The organism is Secundilactobacillus yichangensis (assembly GCF_016861565.1).
Classification (GTDB): Bacteria; Bacillota; Bacilli; order Lactobacillales; family Lactobacillaceae; genus Secundilactobacillus; species Secundilactobacillus yichangensis.
On the sequence record NZ_BOLK01000007.1, the window covers coordinates 77436 to 96107 of the forward strand.

An 18672-nucleotide genomic window follows, 5' to 3' on the forward strand; every position below is an offset into this window, starting at 1 on the left:
TCCCTGATTTTGGGAACCTCGTATTTTTTGTCTTATATGGCCGGAATCACAGTTGTGCAACGCATTTCAGCAATATAGCATCAACGCAGAAAAACAACTAGCTTAACCCTATTTCTTATTCAAGTCCTTCAAATACTTCAAAGCGACTTGCTTATAAATGTCATTCATCACCAGGAACTGGCTCAGCTCAACGTATTCGTTCATTTTATGAGCATTCTCCCAGTCACCAGCACCCATAACCACGATTGGGAATTGGTGTTCAGCTTTGCGGTACTCTGAGGCATCGGTGGCACCGTGAATCACTTTTAATTCAACGTCACGGTTGAGTTCTTTACTGGATGCGGTTTGTGCCAATTGGACTAATGGATCTTCTTTATCGGTAACCACTGGATCAAAGGACATATCAACGTTGAAGGACAAGTCAGCACCAGGTGCGGAGCTCAGGCCACGGCAAATCATGTTCAACCGTTTGATCACTGCGCCGTTACCAAATTCTGGTGTGGCGCGGATGTTACCTTGCAGTTCAGCGTGGCCGGGGATCGTGTTGACTTGATCACCACTGTTGAAGACGGTGATACTGTGAACCAGTGGGCCGACTTCTTTGCTGGGCTTCACATCTGCGAACAGGTCAGCTTCAGCGTTCACGAACTTCACTAGGTTGGTCAAGGCATTTACACCCTGGTCTGGCATAGAACTGTGAACGGGGGTGCCTTCAGAAGTGACAGTGTAATTCAACGAACCATTGTGGGCGTAAACAACATCGCCACTAGTAGGTTCGCCAATAATCATACCGTCAACGTCATCAACTTCACCCTGTTCGGTTAATTGTTTAGAACCCATGGCGCCGTATTCTTCACCAACTGTGGCTAATAAACGGATGCGGCCAGGAATCTTAGTTTTGCTGTCGGCTAATTCAATCATTGCAATAACCATCGCAGCTAAACTGCCCTTCATGTCAGCACTGCCACGGCCGTATAGACGGTCACCATGGATTTCAGCTGACAACGGATCATGTGCCCAGTCGTCCAAGTTACCGAAACTGACAGTATCCATGTGACCGGCAAAGGCGAAGACGGGCGTTGCGCCTGGTTCGCCAAGTTCGGCAATCAGGTTGTTGCGTCCGGCAGACGTTTCAACTTGCTTAGCCGTGATGCCGTGATCCGTGAGTAGCTTTTCTAAGTAATCTGCGACCTTTTTTTCATGGTCATTAGCCGAATCAATTTGCACCAAGTGCGTTAGGATGTCAATTTTATTTTGTTTATCCATGGTGACCTCCACTTTCATTTTCAGACTTATACTTTTAGTATAAACTTTTTTACTTCACTTGTCCCCTTTAGCACTCTGCTACGCAGGTGCTTAATCGTCTATAAATGCTTTTATAGCAGTCCTTAAACAAAATTTCGGCAGATTCGATGACGCGGCCGGGGAAAGGCTCATTTTTAAAATTTTTAGCTAACTTATGAAAACGACGCTGCTCAAATTGTAAGAGCAACGTCGTTTTTGAATTCAACTCATTTTTGTGAAGCACCAGTAGTTGTATCGATATTTTCTGGCATCTTCGGTTTAGCGGAAGCCCCGGTAGTCGCATCGGCTGCAGCGGACTTATCTGGTTTAGATGATGCGCCTGAAATAGCATCAAACGCGCCGTTTTCAAACATCGCAATGACTTGATCAACGTTAGCGGTGCACTCTAAAGTACCTAGATAAGCGCCGACGTCATCTCGCAGAGCGTAGTAGGTGGTCATGATTTTATGCCCTTTTTGCGTGCTTGGAATACTCATGGAGTCTTTTTTACCAGCTTTGAAACTGGCAATCAGTGATTTAATAGCTGGAAGAATCTTGGCTGGATGAATTTCTGCCAGTGTTTTGCCGATTTGATCTTGGGAGCGGACATGATTTCGTTTCGGTTGGTCCGAGTACCAGCCAAAGCGGTCGTTAGCATCAACGAGGTCTAACTCAAACGGAATCGTTTTAAAAATTTGCTGCAGTTCAGTCAGCGTTAAGGTACCGCTGGGAAAAGTGACGTGTGCATCCTTCATAAATGGCTCATCATCTGACATATGATTATCCTCCAATATTCACTTAATATCCTTATTATAGTACATTCCACTGCTGCTTCAGAATAATAAGGGAAGAAATTTGCAAATAACACTTGCCAAAACAGAACATACGTTTGTATAATGTATACAAACGTATGTTCGAGGTGAGCGTGATGAATTACCAAAATGAACCCCATGGGGTCTTCTTTTTAATCGATAATAAGTCGTTTTACGCCAGCGTCGAAGCAGTCGCGCGGGGGTGGAACCCGTTAAAGGTCACGCTAGTTGTCATGAGTGAGGCTGAAAATACCAACGGCGGGCTGGTCCTGGCGACTTCTCCTGAAGCCAAGAAGCATTACCATTTGCAGGCAAACGTTTCTCGTGCTCGAGAAGTACCGCAGGATCCGCAGCTGGTAGTGGTTCCGCCACGGATGAATTTGTATATTAGACGAAATCTGCAGATCAACGACATTTTCCGACGGTTTGTGGCTAATGAAGATCTGCTGCCCTATTCAATTGATGAATCAATTTTAGATCTAACCCATTCCTGGCGGCTGTTTGGTAAGACACCGCGAGAAGTGGCGGTAAGGATTCAAAAAACGGTTCGACGGGAACTTGGGTTATATACCACAGTTGGAATCGGTGATAATCCGGTGCAGGCAAAGCTGGCACTGGATCTTTACGCCAAGCACGACGATGATTTGATCGGTGAGATTCACTATTCAACGGTGCCGGAGAAGATTTGGACCGTTGATAAGTTAACGGATGTTTGGGGAATCGCTAAGCGAACCGCAGCACACTTGAATCGGTTGGGAATTCATAACATGTACGAATTAGCACATGTGGATCCGTATCAGTTAAACGGTGAAATGGGGCTGATCGGACAGCAGCTATTTGCCATGGCTTGGGGGATTGACCGCTCGCAGCTCAGTAAACGGCGTGGACCGAAAAACGCCAGTTTAGGGAATTCCCAAGTGCTGCCGCGAGACTATGTTCAGCAAAAAGAGATTGAAACGGTGATTAAAGAAGTGGGGGAGCAGGTGGCTTCTCGCCTGCGTCACCACCATAGACAGGCTGGGTGTGTTTCGCTGGGGATTGGTTTTTCCTATGCAGCCAGTGAGGCGGATGGCCGCAGCGGTTTTCATCAGGAGATGCGAATCGCACCCACTGACCAGAACACTCAAATCGTAGCGGCAGTGATCAGACTTTTCAGACAAAATTGGGAAGGTCAAGCTATTCGGAACATTGCGGTTTATACCAGCCGGCTGTGTGCTTCAACTGGCTTACAGTTAAATTTTTTTGAGCCGGCTAAGACGCAGCTTAAACGCGTTAAAGTAGATCACGTGGTCGATGCGATTCGTGACCGATTTGGTTTTACTAGGTTAGTGTACGCCAGCAGTTTACAAAAAGGTGGTACCGCCATTAATCGAGCTTCATTAGTTGGCGGGCATAATGGAGGAAATGCGTATGAATAACGATTTAAAACTTATAACGGAACGTTTGGATGCCGGGTTTAAACGGTTACCTCAAGTGCGGTACCAAGTTCAAATTACGGATGATCCATACGATAAAACGTATAATTTTTTTTTGAATTATCAGCACCGTGGTCAGCGATTAAAGTCGCAGCCGTTGCACAGCATTCGCCAGTACCGGTTAACGTATCTGGAACAGGTGGTTAAAGGGCTGAGAGAACACACTAAACTGAGTTTTGAGTTTGTTGGTTTTACCGGTCAGCGGTGGCCTTCCAATCAACGGTTGATTCAAAAGAGGCGTTGGCGAGATGAGTAAGTTACGTCAAATCGATGATGATCAGTTGGTTCAGCGTTTTTTTGAACATGATTATCGGGATCGTGGTGTAGTCAAGTGGCAGGGATACTATCTGTCGGATCACACAGCTGCCTTGAAAAAACAGGCTAAAGCGGAAGCAAAAAAGTATCCAGCTAAAGTTCAGCAGTCACTAGAAGAGATGTCTCAGCTATTGAGTAAGGCTTATGCGAATGGCCAGACGGTCAGTATTCAGCTGAATGACCGAGATTTAAATGGTAATTTCTTACCTGATTTAGTGGGTAAAGTAATTGGGTATGAGGATGATAGGGTTTATTTGGAAGGTCATAGTGGGGTTGCGTTGATGGATGTGAGGAATGTAGAGCGTGCAGAGCGTGGAACAACACGGGTTGACTCCAGAGTATAACGACGATAAGACGGGTTCCCTGAACTTGGGGAACTCGTCTTATCGTCGTTACACGGCCGGAGTCAGTGTTGTGGAACGCGTTTTGGCTAGAGAAGAGTGGTGCGGGTGGAGACATCCAGCCCTCATTTTAGATAGCCGAAATGTGTTCCGGTAAGCAGACAGCTGCATGTAAGGCTTCCCACCACAAACCCCAAGCCCATGGGTTTATGGTGGGAAGCCTTACACTCCGCTATCTAACCGCTTACCTTCACACTCTATTCCAATGACTTTCCACTTTTCATCTGCTTAAACACTGTAAAGGCATCATCAATTTGTTTGAATTCTTCATCGCTTAATTCAACATCCAGCGCTTTAGCATTGGCAGCAACTTGTTCTGGTTTCTTGGCACCTGGAATCACCACGCTGATCAGTGGATTCTTGATATACCATGCCAAAACAGTTTGTGCTACCGTTGCTTCGTGGGCTTCAGCAATTGGCCGAATGGCATCCACCGCGGTCAGAACTTGGCCGTAGCGCGGTTCTTGGAAATCAGCCATCTGACTGCGAATATCATCGTCTGGGAAGGTTGTGTCGTGCTGATATTTGCCCGTCAATAAACCGCTAGCTAACGGGAAATATGGCACGAAACTAATGTTGTTTTCCTTTAAGTACGGCAGCATATCTGCACCGTGATCTTGATGTAACAGGCTGAATTCATCTTCCACTACGTCAACGTAACCGTCGGCATTGGCTTCTTTGATCTGATCCAGACTGAAGTTGGATACGCCAATTGCCCGAATTTTGCCTTGTTCACGAAGCCGTTGCAACGCGCCTACCGCTTCGGCCTTTGGCGTATCATGATCTGGAAAATGCAGGTAGTAGATATCGATGTAGTCCGTACCCAAACGTTTCAGACTGTTATCAACTTGCTGGGTAATGAACTTTGGATCATTGCGGATGACCTGCTCACCCGATGAAAAATCATGGGCCCCCTTGGTTGCAATCACCAGCTGATGACGGTCAAAGTCCTTAATGGCTTGTCCAACGAGTTCCTCGGAATGACCTAAGCCGTAGACGTAGGCGGTATCTAATAGCGTAATGCCGTTTTCGATACCCGTTTTAACGATGTTTAAACCATCATCGTCATTCAAATTAGGGAAGAGATTATAGCCGCCGACTGCATTGGTTCCAAGACCTAACGGGGTCGAGGTCACATCTGATTTACCAATTTTAACTGTTTTTACCATTAATAAATCCTCCTTGTAGGCGTTTTAACATACGCTTTTATTATACCCACTTTGGGTACTGAAAATAAATAAATTTAAAGTTAGCACTCTACTTGCAAGAGTGCTAAAAAGGTGATAATATATAATTGTTGACGGGGATAAGAGAACTATACCAGACAAAAGTTTGATATTATTAGCTTATCCGCCTCGACTGACTAGACTAACCAACTTAACAATAATCAGCGAGGCACCGTCGACCAGACGGTGCCTTTGCATTGCGCTTGGGCGTCAAATCACATGGGGGTGCATGTAATATGGCAAATTATTTTAACAACGATCCATTCTTTAATAACAACATGGACGATATGTTTAACAGTCTTTTTCGACAGATGGGCAACGGTGAAACCGCACGATACGAAGTTAACGGACACGAATTAACACCGGATGAATTCGCACAATACCGGGCAACTGGGAAATTACCAAATCGCGAGCATGAAATTGAAGTGAACGATGCTGGTGATCATGCCGTTAAGAAGGGCGGTATTTTGGAGAAGTTAGGTCGTAACTTAACTCAGGAAGCACGTGATGGCTTACTGGATCCGGTCATTGGCCGTGAAAAAGAAATTCAAGAAACCGCTGAAATTTTAAGCCGTCGGATCAAGAACAACCCGATCCTTGTCGGTGACGCCGGGGTTGGTAAAACCGCGGTTGTTGAAGGCTTGGCACAGGCAATTGTTGACGGCAAAGTTCCGGAAGCGGTTCAAGGCAAGGAAATCTACTCCATTGACCTGTCTTCACTTGAAGCCGGCACGCAGCTGCGTGGTTCATTTGAAGATAACATTAAGAACCTCATCAAAGAAGTTAAGGCTGCCGGTAACGTCATCCTGTTCTTCGATGAAATCCATCAGATCTTAGGCATCGGTTCTACCGGTGGCGAAGAGAACGGCGGTAAAGGTTTAGCTGACATCATTAAGCCGGCACTTTCTCGTGGTGATATTACCGTTATTGGTGCCACGACTCAAGATGAATACCGGAACACCATTTTAAAGGACACGGCGTTAGCGCGTCGGTTCAACGATGTGACCATCAACGAACCGTCACCAGAAACGACCTTGGAAATTCTCAAAGGGGTCAAAGGCCTTTACGAAAAGCATCATCACGTTAGCTTACCCGATGACGTTTTAAAGGCTGCGGTAGACTATTCAGTTCAATATATGCCGCAACGGACGTTACCAGATAAAGCCATCGACTTGATTGATATGACCGCGGCTCACTTAGCAGCCGGCAATGCTGGCTCTGATGAAGCAAGTCTGAAAGAACAGTTGAAGACGGCCAAGAAGACCAAGGATGAAGCGGCTAAAGCTGAAGATTACGAAAAAGCCGCCAAAGCCAAGGAACGCGTTGAAAAGTTGGAAGCACAGATTAAGAACGCTGACGGCACCACTGAAAGTAACGTGGTTGCAACACCAAACGACGTGGCTGAATCCGTTCAACGGCTGACTGGGATTCCAGTTGCCAAGATGGGTACCAACGATATCCAACGTTTGAAGGGCATTGCTGACCGGCTGAAGTCTAAGGTCATTGGCCAAGACGAAGCTGTTGACATGGTGGCTCGTGCCATTCGTCGGAACCGTGCTGGCTTTGACGAAGGTAATCGGCCAATTGGCAGTTTCCTATTCGTCGGTCCTACCGGTGTTGGTAAAACGGAATTGGCTAAGCAATTAGCGCTGGACATGTTTGGCAACAAAGATGCCATTATCCGTTTGGACATGAGTGAATACAGCGACCGGACCGCGGTTTCTAAATTAATCGGGACGAGCGCCGGCTACGTTGGCTACGAAGATAACGGTAATACGTTAACTGAACAAGTTCGTCGTAACCCATACTCAATTGTCCTCTTGGATGAAATTGAAAAGGCGGATCCACAAGTTTTGACTCTGTTGCTGCAAGTCATGGATGACGGCCGTTTGACGGATGGTCAAGGCAACGTAGTCAACTTTAAGAACACGATTATCATCGCCACTTCAAACGCCGGCTTCGGTAACGAAGCCTTGACTGGCGATAAGGAAAAGGACATCAGCTTATCCGAACGTCTGGCACCATACTTCAAGCCAGAATTTCTGAACCGGTTCAACGGTATCGTTCAGTTCAGTCACCTGACTAAGGATGACTTGAGCCAAATCGTTGATCTGATGCTGGTTGATGTTAACAAGACGTTAGCTAAGAAGAATATCACTTTGACGGTATCTGACGATGCTAAGAACTGGTTGATGCAAGAAGGCTACGATGAAGCTATGGGTGCACGGCCACTTCGTCGGGTCATTGAACAGCAGATTAGAGACAAGGTCACTGACTTCTATTTGGATCACTTGGATGCTAAGAGCTTACAGGCTGATTTGGTAGATGGCACGATCAAGATTAGTGAAAAGACAGCAGTCACGGCATAATTTCTGACTGCTGATGAGATAAAGGGGCGCTCACTTATCAGGTAAAACTGGTAAAGTGAGCGCCCCTTTTTGATTTAATAATCTATTGCGGTTCCCAACTGCCCTTGAACAGTTCAGTCTTCAAATCTTCAGCGGAGAGTTTGCGCTTTTGATCGAAGCCTTTGAATGGCCGGATGGTTTCCAACGCAGAGTTTTGGTACCGCTTAGCACGTGTTAATGCGTAATCTTCCAAGGAGTCGTTTTTAACGTGAGTCATCAGTCGCGCGCTTGGCGTAGTATATGGATTCTCGATGCGGTCTTCCAAATCTTCCAGTTCTTCTTGGTATTCAGGACCAAGTTGAATCTGGTTGGCATACATTTCCAATCGACGCATCAAAGCCTTGGCTTTAGCCTGAAATTGGGTCACTGAAGTTGGTTCTTCTACGGATACAATCTCGTTCATTTCGTCAGCGCGTTTAATGACTTTTTCGACTTCTTCCGGGTGTAGGGCCGGCGTCATGATGAAGTAACTGGCCATCAGTCGTAAGAAGCGTAGGGTACCTGTTCTGACTCCAACAGAGCTGCTTGGATCGAGATCCAGCATGCGTAGTTCAAGATACTTCACGCCAGTTTTAGGGAGATCTTTCAGATTAGAATTCCCCTTCAGCCGAACGGCACCGTGGAACTCATAATCAGAAATCAATGTGCCGTCTTTTGCGCCCTTTTCAATCCGGTCAACATAACGTTGGACGTTAGTGTAATCACCACGAAATTTAGTTCCGAAGCCGTATGAACTTTGGCGGATACTTCTGACAGGGTGGTTAGGGCCTTCGTTTTTATCAAAGTAACCTGCTTCGGCAATCGGACTGGCACCGAAAAGATAAGTGATCAGCCAGCGGTAGCGATTAAAGCCTTGCGCAATGACGGTGTAAAGGTAGTTTTCTAATTCGACACGCGATTTAAAACGGTCCTGTTGGTGTTCATAAACCAGTTCAAACACATGATTGTCGATACTTAAGTTAATGTGCGCGCCACAGGGTGTTCCGGCTGAAAAGCCGTGCCGTTTAACCCATTCCTTCAAATAGGCTTCTTTATCCGGTCCCATTTTAGCCAGTGGAATAGTTGATTTGTCCTTTGGCAGTCGCGGCGGCATAGACAGCGGCCAGAGAAGCTCCCCTGGTGAAAGTGCAGTCCGTAATGCGTTATTCAAACTAAATAAGTAGTGCATGGCATCCAGTGCGTGACTGGCTGGTGGTGTGACTACCTCCGACATGGTTTCCAAAAAATCGTTGGTGATCCACGGGTTCGTCCGTTCGTCTCCAGCACCGGCAGGGTATGGCTCCTGGCTGAGTTCGCCAGTTTCATCCACCCGCTGCATCTCGATTTCTAGTCCCATGGTAAAATCCTGCGTCTTCGCAACTGCTTCATTATCAAAAATTAGTTGACCGATATCGCTGAACATGTCGAGTCACTCCTCTATGTGTATCTGATTAGATTATTAATGTTCTATGAGAAAATATTAGTGATCAGTTTACACTTTTTGGCGGGCATAGTACAGTGTTAAACACAAATAAAGGACTGTTAATCCTAAAAGAACCTGGAACATGGCGGCATAACTGGTAAGGTCAATGACTTTTCCCAGTAGGTAGGCACCGATTCCCATACCAAAATCATAGCAGTTTAAAAATAAGCCAGTGGCAGATTCCCGTTGAGTATTACCTGCTTTCTTCAGGACCCATGATTGAACGGTGGGGAAAATCGCACCGTCTGCCGCGCCAAAGAAAAGGCCGGCCAGGATTAATTGCCACTGAGTATGCAGCGTACACATCAGCGCCAAACTGCAGATGAGGCAGATCACGCTAGGCAGCAAAACAAAGAACGGCCCACGTTGATCAAAGAGGTTACCTACCACTGGACGCAACGCCACCCCTACAATGGCGGAGGTAAAGAAGAACCAGGCCGTACCGTGTACTTGGCGGATTTCCGTAAAGAGGGCAATGTACGAGAGCACACCGCTCATGACTAGGCCAAGACAGAAAATCAGTAGTGACTGCGGTAAGAACTTTCGCCATAGTCCCGCAATCTTTGGCAATTCCTTGGTGACTACCGGTTGGGACTGGGGCGTGATAAAGATAAGCAGGCTGAGTGCAATGAATAAGATGATGATACAAGTCACAAAGAAGGCGTTAAATGATATCTTCTGGGCAATGGGCAACGCAATTAGCGGTGCTAATGACGCGGTCAGCATACTGCTGACACCAAAATAGCCCATCCCTTCGCCTAACCGGTTGAAAGGTAATTCGTCAGCTGCGGCAGTTGCAAAATAAGTGGTTCCCAGACCGTGACCGATCCCGTTAAGCAGGCGGAACATGATGAGGATGAAAAACGGGGTGAACAGCGGATAACAAACAGAAGCGATAAGATAAAGCGAAACGGCTGCAAGCAGCAGCGTCTTCTTTTTGAAGTACTGCAGCAAACGACCAGAAAACAGCCGGACCACCATTGCCGCAAACATAATCGTTCCCACAAAGAGGCCGATTTGGGAGGCACTCATTCCCAGTGATTTCCCGTATAGCGGTAAGACGGGGACCTGCATGTTATAAACCATGAACAGCAGCGCGTTACCGCCGAATAACAGGATAAAATTTTTCGTCCAAAAACTGCGTGATGATGCCATGAGTAACATCCTTTCCAAGCAAAAAGCCAGCCAAAATTATCGCTAATCTTGTCTGGCTGATGCCGTCCGATTTACATCTTGTCTCGTCTGATTGACGCTCCGATTTAGTAATTCCAAAGTACCGAAAGATGGGATTATTGTCAAGTTATCAGGCGGGCTAATCGCTTGCGTATCAATGGCTTAATCGGTATGCTGAATTCAATGAAAGCGCTTATTTAGAATGGAGGCATTCCTATGAAAGTCATCGTTATTGGCGGGATCGCAGGGGGACCGTCATTTGCCACGCGGTTCCGGCGGTTAAACGAACAAAACGAGATTATTATTCTGGAACGTGGCGAGCACATCTCCGTTGCCAGCTGTGCGTTACCGTACTACCTGGGCGGTGTCATTACCGATCGCGACTCGCTGATTGAACGGACACCAGCAATTTTGAAACAGAAGAATAATATTGATGTCCGGGTGCATAGCGAAGTAACCGCCATCGATCCAAAACGGCACGTCGTCAGCGTGAAGAACTTGGATGGTGGCGAACAGTACGAAGAATCCTATGACAAGCTGGTGCTGGCAACCGGTGCTCGACCGGTTCTGCCACCAATCAAGAATATCGAGTCTGCGACCAACGTGTTTACGCTGCGCAGTTTAGCGGACGCTGATCGAGTCAAAAACTATCTCCGGTTGGAATCGCCTAAACGGGTCGCTATTTTAGGTGCCGGGGCAGCGGGAGTTGAGCTGTCCGAGAACTTCCGGCGGTTAGGTTTATCGGTGACCCTGTTAGATCAGGCGAACCAGGTGATGTTACCCTATGACATTGAAATGGCAGGCTTTTTACGTGATGAACTGATGAAAAATGGTGTTGATGTCAAGCTGAGTGAGACGGTTACGTCAGTTGAAGATAACGGCCACCTGCTTCATTTATCTGATGGCAGCGTGCTTACGACGGATATGTTAGTGGTTGTGACTGGCGTGCTGCCCAATAGCGAACTGGCTGGAAACGCCGGGATTAAATTATCCGCGGATGGTCACATTGTTGTAGATGGTCAGCTGGCAACTTCAGCAGCAGACGTTTACGCCATTGGCGATGTTATCGAAACTACCAGTCGAATAACTGGGCTGCCGATTCCCAGCATGCTGTCCAGTGCCGCTAACCGTCAGGGCCATTTATTAGCGGATATTTTAAACGGTGAACCACTTTATTACCCTGGATTTATAGGTGTCAGTGTTGTTAAAGTATTTAATCTTACGGTCAGCATGGTGGGTTATTCTGAACAGATGCTGCAGGCCGCCGGTGTTACCAATTACGATAGTCTGTTCATCACGCCGTTTGATCACGCTTATTTCTATCCCAACGCTAAACGGCTGAATATCAAGCTACTGTACGAATCGGATACTGGCAAGGTATTAGGCGGACAATTCGTTGGTGAAAACGGGGTGGATAAACGTGCTGGTGAGCTGTCGGCGGCCATTGCCGGTGGACTGACGATCGATGATTTGCCGAGCATTGAATTACCATACTCACCGCCGTTTTCAGCACCGCGGGATCCGCTGAACCTTGCCGGCTACGTTGGTATTAACCAGCGTCAGCAAGCCAATCAAATAGTTCGTTATAGCGATTTAACCGAGCCCGAACGATGGGATGGTACCTTTCTTGATATTCACGAAGAAGGTAAGCCAGTCAGCGGGAAGATTGATTCTGATTTGGCAATTCCGCTGACTGAATTGCGTGACCGCTTAAAGGAAATTCCGATTGGTCATACGGTTTACATTCTTTATCGAAAGGGTCTTGGACCGTATAACGCTAGCAGAATTTTAGCTGGTAACGGGTATGATGTGAAAATCGTTACCGATGATTAGAAAAACGGGCATCAAGCTTAAAAATTCAGCTTGATGCCCGCTTTTATTTTTATAAGTTATCCAAGAATTGACGAATCATCTGAATCCAATTGGCAATCCAGTCGGAGTGCAGGTTTAACACGACTAAGAACAGCGAGAAGAGAAACATGAGGGCCACCATGATTAAGTGGAGTTTTCGTTGCCGCATCACAATGGCGATATATTCACGCATCACGGCGTTTGGCAGGAAGAAGCCAGCCGTTTTCGAACCAATTCCAGTGGCTTTCAAGCCTGCTGATTGCGCTAAAATTGCCGCTCGAAAGGTGTGATAGTTGTTGGTGACAAAGATTGTTTTCGGTTTTTTGACGGGTGATTCGTCGATTATTTTCTTGGAAAACTGCATGTTTTGATAGGTCGTTTTGGAAGCCGCTTCGGCAATGGCGTCATTGGCACCAACGCCATGGGCAACTGCGTATTGGCGCATGGCTTCGCCCTCAGGGATGGTCTCATCACCGCCCTGACCGCCGGAAAAAATCATTTTAGGCGCGTGACCCGTTTTTCGTAACTGACGCTGGTAGAACTGAATCCCTTTATTGATTCGTTGTGCTAACAGCGGTGTCACTTGGTCGCCGTTCATCAAGCCGGCACCTAAGACGATGATGAAATCCTTGTTGTGGCGGGGCCAGTAGATTTGATAGAGTACTAGAACGGTGATGTAATTGTAGAACCAGAACACGGCGTACAGAATGCAAAGTACGGGAAAAGTGGTAAACAGTTCAGCCCAAAATGCCGGCAGATGGGCCCGGATAAGCTTAATAATGAACGGCAGTAAAAGAATTCCGACGCCCAGATAGAGAGTTAATGAATTTGATAGCGAATGGCTCTCCCGTCGCCAGACAATGGCTGCGTTCCACAGCAGCAAAATGGATTGAAGGGCAAATGCCAAGCCAATACAAAACAGGACGAAAATAAATAAGAGCCCAACCGGGTAAATAATAGCGTTGTTGTCCGTTTTCAGGATAGTAATCGCCAGTGACAGCCAAAAACTGTAAAAAAATAAATTGAACCAAATCCCGTTTCGCAACCAGGTTCGGTTGTATGTATAACTGATGCTGAAAATGACAAAGAATGCCATGGTGACCAGCCAAGTAAATAAATAATCTCCTTGCAATAATAACTCCCCCTTAATCGTTGAATTAATTATACTCTAAAATACCTGAATGCTCCGTTAATTGCTTGCTGACTTGGCATTTTAACCATGGGACAGCTATACTAGATAAGCTGGATAATCATATTCAGGTATTATGAACTTATTTTGGCATAAAGAGAGGATCCTTACTTTGCAAAATCAAGCCATTCCAAGAAAGACCATGCTGGCCATCATCGGCGCTGGCCTTCTGGCATTTTGCGGTGTTTTAGTTGAAACATCGATGAACGTTACTTTTCCAACGCTGATGAAACAGTTTAACCTGTCCATGAGCGTGGTTCAATGGCTATCCACCGGCTATTTACTGCTGGTTTCACTGACCATGGCAACTTCGGCGTACATTCAGCGCCGGTATAAAATTCGCAGTATCTTTATTTTTTCAGGGGTGTCATTTATCCTGGGCAGCTTTGTTTGCGGCCTTGCGCCAAACTTTGTTGTGCTGCTGATTGGCCGTCTGATTCAAGCCGTTGCCACCGGCTATGCAATTCCGCTATTATTTGCGATTATTTTACAGCAGATTCCCGTTGCTCGATTAGGCTTATTCATGGGAATCGGCGGTATGGTGGTTGGCGTGGCGCCATCCATTGGCCCAACTTATGGCGGGATGAACACTTTCCTGTTCAGCTGGCGGGAAATTTTCTGGTTCATCTTACCGGTGGTTGTAATCGCCGTTTTACTAGGTACTTTCACAATTTCACAGAAGATAAAGACTCGCCGGGACACTTTTGACTTCCTTGGCCTCATCCTATTAGGAGTATCCTTCTTCCTGATTGCCGAAGGCTTTACTGAAGCCGGTAATTTTGGCTGGCTCAGTATTCAGTTCTGGGGCTTCTTGCTTGCTGGTCTCGTCGTGATTGGTCTGTTTGTTTACCACTCGTTTCACTCAGAACGTGACTTGCTGGACCTATCTATTTTTAAATCACCGACCTTTGTTTTGAGTATTATGGCCTACTTCTTGATTCAGTTAATGAATATCGGAATCTCATATTTACTGCCTAATTACAGCCAACTGGTTTTCGGTGCTAATTCGTTAGTTGCCGGTTCAGCGATTCTGTTAGGCAGCTTAGTTTCCGGGATTGTGCAGCCAATGAGTGGCCGGCTGCTAGATTCACACGGTGCGGGTTACCCAATTCGCATTGGGATTACGCTGATTGTTATTTCAATGATTTTATTTGCTGTTTTTGGTCTTCATTTGACGATTCCACTGATTGTCTTCTTCTACCTGATTTTCGGTCTTGGCTTTGGTTTTAGTTTTGGAAACGTCATGACCAACGGTATCAAGCAAGTGGATGACAAGCTGCAGCAGGATGCTAACGCTGCGTTCAATACCAGTCAGCAATATGCCGGTTCAATCGGGACTGCTATCATGGCGGCCATCCTGACTAGCAGTCAGCACAGTGATTTGCATTTGTCACAAGCGATATTATCTGCCCGCGGTGGTGATCATGATTTTATCCTGCTAGCGGTTCTGGCAATCACTGCATTCGTGCTGATTCTGATTAATTTCCAGAAACAGGCAAAAGGAATTAAGGCGTAATTTATTCGAGAATTATATAGGATAAATAAAATCAAAGTAAATTGCACGCAAAACTTTTTTACACAAAACGGTTGACACCCCTGGTCGAATTCGTTATAGTAAGCATCATTAAATATCGATGAGAAATCACTGAGAAGATTTAAGGAGTCGGGAACAAGAGGTTTTCAGAGAGCGTCAGGGACTGTGATGGCGTAACGTCTTGTTTCTCAAAAGTTAAATCCGAGTGATCGGGTGCGCCCACTATAGCGCCAACGTTATGCCGAGTCGACCGGCCGTACGTGAGTGGTTGTGTTTTTAGCACAACAAAAAAGGTAGTACCGCGCTTAAGCGTCCTTTTAGAAAGTTCAATCTTTCTGAAAGGACGCTTTTTTTTGGCCAGAAGCGCGGGAACATCAACTCATCGATATTAAACACATAGAAATGGAGGAATAGCTAATGAGCACACATAAAGGAATGATCGTCATCGTAAGTATCGCAATGGGGATGATGAGCGCCTTATTAGGTGGCTGCGCGTCGACCGTTGTCGGTGGAGCAGGCGGCAATGCCAGCAAAACACTGAAAGTAACTATTCCTGGAGAACCCATGACGATTGACCCCAACAAGTCCATTGAAACAAATGGCGCGGCGGTCATCAGCCAAATCAGTGAAGGAATTTACAGACGTAACGCGGATAACAAGATTGTGCCGGGCGTCGTTGAGAAAATCGTTAAGCCAACTGAAAATGGGACCAAGTACACTTTCACAATCAAGAAAGATGCCAAGTGGCAAAACGGTGATCCGGTCACTTCACAAGACTTCGTCACCTCGATGCAGCGAAATGCCGATCCTGCTACTAAATCGCAGGCCACAACGGATACGCAGTACATTCAAAACTTTACCGCTGTTAATAGCGGCAAGATGAATAAGAGCCAGCTTGGAATTCACGCTGAAAACAGCCGGAACTTCAGCATCAAGCTTTCACGGCCGGTACCTTATATGAATTATGAATTTGTGAATTATCGGCCATTGAACACGGATGCCGTTAAGAAGTTCGGCAGCAAGTATGGTTCCAGTGCCGAGACAACGGTTGCTAACGGTGCTTACGAGATCAAGGACTGGACGGGTTCCAACGATTCCTGGCACTACGTTAAGAACCCACACTACTGGGATGCTAAGGACGTTAAGATTGCTAATATCGACGTTCAGGTAGCTAAGGATGATAACACCGCGCAAAATCTATTCAATGCCGGAACGGTTCAACTCACCAGCATTAATGGTCAATACGTAAAGGCCAATGCCAACAATAAAGAAGAAGTTGTCACTAAGAACGGCCGGAACAACTACATTTACTTCAACTCTAAGCGGCCAGCAACGGCGAACGAGAACTTCCGCAAAGCAATCAGCATGGTGATCGACCGTAAAGCCCTGGCCAATAACGTGCTGCAGGATGGTTCCACAGCTGCCACTAACATCGTGCCAAAGGATTACGCCAAGAACCCGACTAACGGGAAAGACTTCATTGATGAAGTGGGTGATCAGGCACCAACGGATGTGAATAAAGCAAAGGATTACTGGTCTAAAGCACAGAAGGAAATTGGGAAGGACAAGGTCAGCATCGATTTCTTGGTTGATGATACCGATACCGAAAAGAAGGTAGCTGAATACGTTCAAGGTGCCGTGGAGAAGAATTTGAAGGGTGTCACGATCAATATCATTTCCGTCCCGCATGGCACTCACGTTTCCCGCGACTTTACCACCGACTTTGACATTACCACGGTTGGCTGGGGTCCCGATTATCCAGATGCTCAAAACTTCTTGGATGGGATGCAGAGCCAAAACTCAATTAATTTCTCAAAAACTAAGGATCCTCAATATGATGCATTGATGGCGAAAGTAAATGACACGACGCATTACACGGCTGCTCAGCGTTATGAATTTGAAAAACAAGCAGATAAACGATTGATGTCAATCGCAGCGGTGGCACCAACGTTCCAAACTGCTCAAGCACATTTGGTCAATAAAGACCTCGGCGGGCTGAAATGGGATACATTGTCAGGTGCTTCAGGACAGTTGCAGTACGCTTATTGGAAATAAATACATAGAAGCTGGCTCTAAGCCGCTTCTCTGAGGTACTCAACAGCTTGAGTATCTGAGGCAAGCGGCTTAGTGGAAGCTGTTAGACAACAGGAAAGGTGGTGGTTGATATGTCATACGCGTTAGTCTCAACTCAAGATGATGGTCCGTTACAGTTAAAAAACTTACATATAAAGAGGAGAAATTATTATGACAAAAATCAACTATACCAACGCAGCAATTTACAACCATGACGCACAGGACTTTGAAGCTAATCACTATGTCGTAGTCGATACGGAAACTGGTAAGATCGTTGAAACTGGTGAGGGCTCAGTTAGCAGTGCCGTCCAAGTCGATGAAACAGTAGACATGAAGGGCAAGTACATCATGCCAGGGATCATGAACGCGCATACCCATATCACCAGCATTCCAACCTACTGGTGGCACGGTGGCGAAGAGGACCGGCATTCAGATTCCCGCGAGTTTAACACCATGTACGCCATTCAGAATATGAAGGACGCCATCAACAACGGGATTACATATATTCGTAACGTTGGTGCGGCGTATGATATCGATATCGAAATTAAGAAAATGCAGGAAAAAGGGATGATCAAGGGGCCTAAGGTGATGACTTCCGGGCGTGCGTTTACCATGACGGGTGGCCACGGTTCAGGCAGCGGTCACGAAGTCGATGGCGTGGATGAAATGATCAAAGGTGTCCGCACCGCGATGAAGAAGGGTGTCGACAACATCAAGCTCATGGTCACTGGTGGCGTGCTAAAGAATGGTGAAACGCCGGATGACATTCAGTTTAATGAAGACGAAGTGCGCGCGGCAGTGGTTGAAGCCCATCATAAAGGAAAGACAGTTGCGGCTCACGTTCAGGGTGCTGAAGGCGTTAAAGAAGCAGCCCGCGCTGGCGTTGATACCGTTGAACACGCGTTTAACATTGATGAGGAAACCATCAAGATTTTTAAAGAACACGGTACGGCTGTTGTTCCAACGATGAACGCCATGTACGCTATCTACGAGTACGGCGAAAAACGGTACCGGAATGGGCTCGTCGTAAGGTGATTGTGAACATCGAGAAGCATTTCGCAAGTATCACTAAGGCGGCGGCAGCTGGAATTCCAATCGCCATGGGCACAGATGCCGGGACGCCATATAACGGTTTCCAGACGGAGAGTGCCTACGAGATCCAGCTTTACGTTGATAAAGCGGATATGACGCCGGCACAAGCCATTGACACGGCAACAATCAACTGTGCAAGAGCAATGCACGTTGATGATGAATACGGCGAAATTGCAACTGGCAAATACGCTGATTTTATTGCCATGACGGAGAACCCAATCGAGGATATTTCAGTGATTCAGCACGAAAAAGACGTTTATCAAAACGGTGTAAACGTTCATCGTGCGGTAGCACAAGTGGAAGCAGGACAACAAGCACCAAGTGAAATGGAAGCTGTTGGCCGATAGATCATTAAACTCCAGAAAACCATCGCCACG

The 18672-nt window shown here is 46.5% G+C and carries 13 protein-coding genes and 1 pseudogene; 8 read left to right on the forward strand and 6 right to left on the reverse strand.

All coding sequences use genetic code 11. From position 1 onward, the window contains the following. Window positions 1-108: 108 nt before the first annotated feature. Together JUE95_RS07340 and JUE95_RS07345 are read right to left on the reverse strand one after the other, a co-directional pair. Complete coding sequence (locus tag JUE95_RS07340; RefSeq protein WP_203650324.1) at window positions 109-1266, reverse strand: ArgE/DapE family deacylase; 1158 nt, start codon at window positions 1264-1266, stop codon at window positions 109-111. 245 nt (window positions 1267-1511) lie between these two features. Beyond that, window positions 1512-2060, reverse strand: a complete 549-nt coding sequence (locus JUE95_RS07345; protein ID WP_203650326.1) for a PAS domain-containing protein — start codon at window positions 2058-2060, stop codon at window positions 1512-1514. A 152-nt stretch (window positions 2061-2212) separates the two neighbouring features. On the opposite strand from JUE95_RS07345, the gene JUE95_RS07350 reads away from it, so the two are divergent. The 3 genes from JUE95_RS07350 to JUE95_RS07360 are packed head-to-tail and all read left to right on the forward strand — an operon-like array spanning window position 2213 to window position 4230. Further along, the gene (locus JUE95_RS07350) at window positions 2213-3514 is read left to right on the forward strand and encodes a Y-family DNA polymerase (protein ID WP_203650328.1); all 1302 of its coding nucleotides are present in this window, start codon (window positions 2213-2215) and stop codon (window positions 3512-3514) included. Beyond that, window positions 3507-3827 carry an acetyl-CoA carboxylase gene (locus tag JUE95_RS07355; RefSeq protein WP_235995337.1) on the forward strand — a complete coding sequence of 107 codons (321 nt, stop codon included), beginning with the start codon at window positions 3507-3509 and terminating at the stop codon, window positions 3825-3827. The genes JUE95_RS07350 and JUE95_RS07355 overlap by 8 nt, the downstream gene beginning before the upstream one ends. Next, window positions 3820-4230 (forward strand): hypothetical protein, encoded by a 411-nt coding sequence (locus JUE95_RS07360; protein WP_203650331.1) that lies wholly within the window; start codon window positions 3820-3822, stop codon window positions 4228-4230. The genes JUE95_RS07355 and JUE95_RS07360 overlap by 8 nt, the downstream gene beginning before the upstream one ends. Before the next feature lie 254 nt (window positions 4231-4484). Here the strand turns inward: JUE95_RS07360 and JUE95_RS07365 are convergent, their stop codons facing one another. After that, on the reverse strand, window positions 4485-5456 hold the full coding sequence (locus JUE95_RS07365; RefSeq protein ID WP_203650332.1) for an aldo/keto reductase: 972 nt from the start codon (window positions 5454-5456) through the stop codon (window positions 4485-4487). A 293-nt stretch (window positions 5457-5749) separates the two neighbouring features. Here JUE95_RS07365 and JUE95_RS07370 point away from each other — a divergent pair, with 293 nt between their 5' ends. Further along, a complete protein-coding gene (locus tag JUE95_RS07370; RefSeq protein ID WP_203650333.1) occupies window positions 5750-7882 on the forward strand; it encodes an AAA family ATPase in 2133 nt (710 codons plus the stop codon). Between the two features lie 82 nt (window positions 7883-7964). Here JUE95_RS07370 and JUE95_RS07375 read toward each other — a convergent pair whose 3' ends face one another. Together JUE95_RS07375 and JUE95_RS07380 are read right to left on the reverse strand one after the other, a co-directional pair. Further along, window positions 7965-9323, reverse strand: coding sequence for a glutamate--cysteine ligase (locus JUE95_RS07375; protein WP_203650334.1), 1359 nt, complete (start codon window positions 9321-9323; stop codon window positions 7965-7967). A 69-nt stretch (window positions 9324-9392) separates the two neighbouring features. Further along, entirely contained in the window at window positions 9393-10538 is a 1146-nt protein-coding gene (locus tag JUE95_RS07380) for an MFS transporter (RefSeq protein ID WP_203650335.1), read from the reverse strand. Between the two features lie 234 nt (window positions 10539-10772). Between JUE95_RS07380 and JUE95_RS07385 the strand changes: the two genes are divergently transcribed. Beyond that, window positions 10773-12389 carry an FAD-dependent oxidoreductase gene (locus tag JUE95_RS07385; protein ID WP_203650336.1) on the forward strand — a complete coding sequence of 539 codons (1617 nt, stop codon included), beginning with the start codon at window positions 10773-10775 and terminating at the stop codon, window positions 12387-12389. 49 nt (window positions 12390-12438) lie between these two features. On the opposite strand, the gene JUE95_RS07390 is transcribed toward JUE95_RS07385, so the two are convergent. Beyond that, window positions 12439-13539 carry a YdcF family protein gene (locus tag JUE95_RS07390; RefSeq protein WP_235995339.1) on the reverse strand — a complete coding sequence of 367 codons (1101 nt, stop codon included), beginning with the start codon at window positions 13537-13539 and terminating at the stop codon, window positions 12439-12441. Window positions 13540-13708: 169 nt separating this feature from the next. Between JUE95_RS07390 and JUE95_RS07395 the strand changes: the two genes are divergently transcribed. The 3 genes and pseudogenes from JUE95_RS07395 to JUE95_RS12830 all read left to right on the forward strand — a co-directional run bounded on the left by JUE95_RS07395 (window position 13709) and on the right by JUE95_RS12830 (window position 18642). Continuing rightward, window positions 13709-15112, forward strand: a complete 1404-nt coding sequence (locus JUE95_RS07395; RefSeq protein ID WP_203650337.1) for a DHA2 family efflux MFS transporter permease subunit — start codon at window positions 13709-13711, stop codon at window positions 15110-15112. Between the two features lie 435 nt (window positions 15113-15547). Continuing rightward, window positions 15548-17185: a peptide ABC transporter substrate-binding protein gene (locus tag JUE95_RS07400; RefSeq protein ID WP_203650339.1), complete on the forward strand. Its 1638-nt coding sequence runs from the start codon at window positions 15548-15550 to the stop codon at window positions 17183-17185. Between the two features lie 189 nt (window positions 17186-17374). Then, a pseudogene (locus JUE95_RS12830) lies at window positions 17375-18642 on the forward strand (metal-dependent hydrolase family protein). Window positions 18643-18672: the final 30 nt, after the last annotated feature.

What these genes read in the sequence shown, in the direction of transcription:
- JUE95_RS07340 (WP_203650324.1), bottom strand. Translation starts at nt 1,266, where the DNA reads ATGGATAAACAAAATAAAATTGACATCCTAACGCACTTGGTGCAAATT.
- JUE95_RS07345 (WP_203650326.1), bottom strand. Translation starts at nt 2,060, where the DNA reads ATGTCAGATGATGAGCCATTTATGAAGGATGCACACGTCACTTTTCCC.
- JUE95_RS07350 (WP_203650328.1), top strand. Translation starts at nt 2,213, where the DNA reads ATGAATTACCAAAATGAACCCCATGGGGTCTTCTTTTTAATCGATAAT.
- JUE95_RS07355 (WP_235995337.1), top strand. Translation starts at nt 3,507, where the DNA reads ATGAATAACGATTTAAAACTTATAACGGAACGTTTGGATGCCGGGTTT.
- JUE95_RS07360 (WP_203650331.1), top strand. Translation starts at nt 3,820, where the DNA reads ATGAGTAAGTTACGTCAAATCGATGATGATCAGTTGGTTCAGCGTTTT.
- JUE95_RS07365 (WP_203650332.1), bottom strand. Translation starts at nt 5,456, where the DNA reads ATGGTAAAAACAGTTAAAATTGGTAAATCAGATGTGACCTCGACCCCG.
- JUE95_RS07370 (WP_203650333.1), top strand. Translation starts at nt 5,750, where the DNA reads ATGGCAAATTATTTTAACAACGATCCATTCTTTAATAACAACATGGAC.
- JUE95_RS07375 (WP_203650334.1), bottom strand. Translation starts at nt 9,323, where the DNA reads ATGTTCAGCGATATCGGTCAACTAATTTTTGATAATGAAGCAGTTGCG.
- JUE95_RS07380 (WP_203650335.1), bottom strand. Translation starts at nt 10,538, where the DNA reads ATGGCATCATCACGCAGTTTTTGGACGAAAAATTTTATCCTGTTATTC.
- JUE95_RS07385 (WP_203650336.1), top strand. Translation starts at nt 10,773, where the DNA reads ATGAAAGTCATCGTTATTGGCGGGATCGCAGGGGGACCGTCATTTGCC.
- JUE95_RS07400 (WP_203650339.1), top strand. Translation starts at nt 15,548, where the DNA reads ATGAGCACACATAAAGGAATGATCGTCATCGTAAGTATCGCAATGGGG.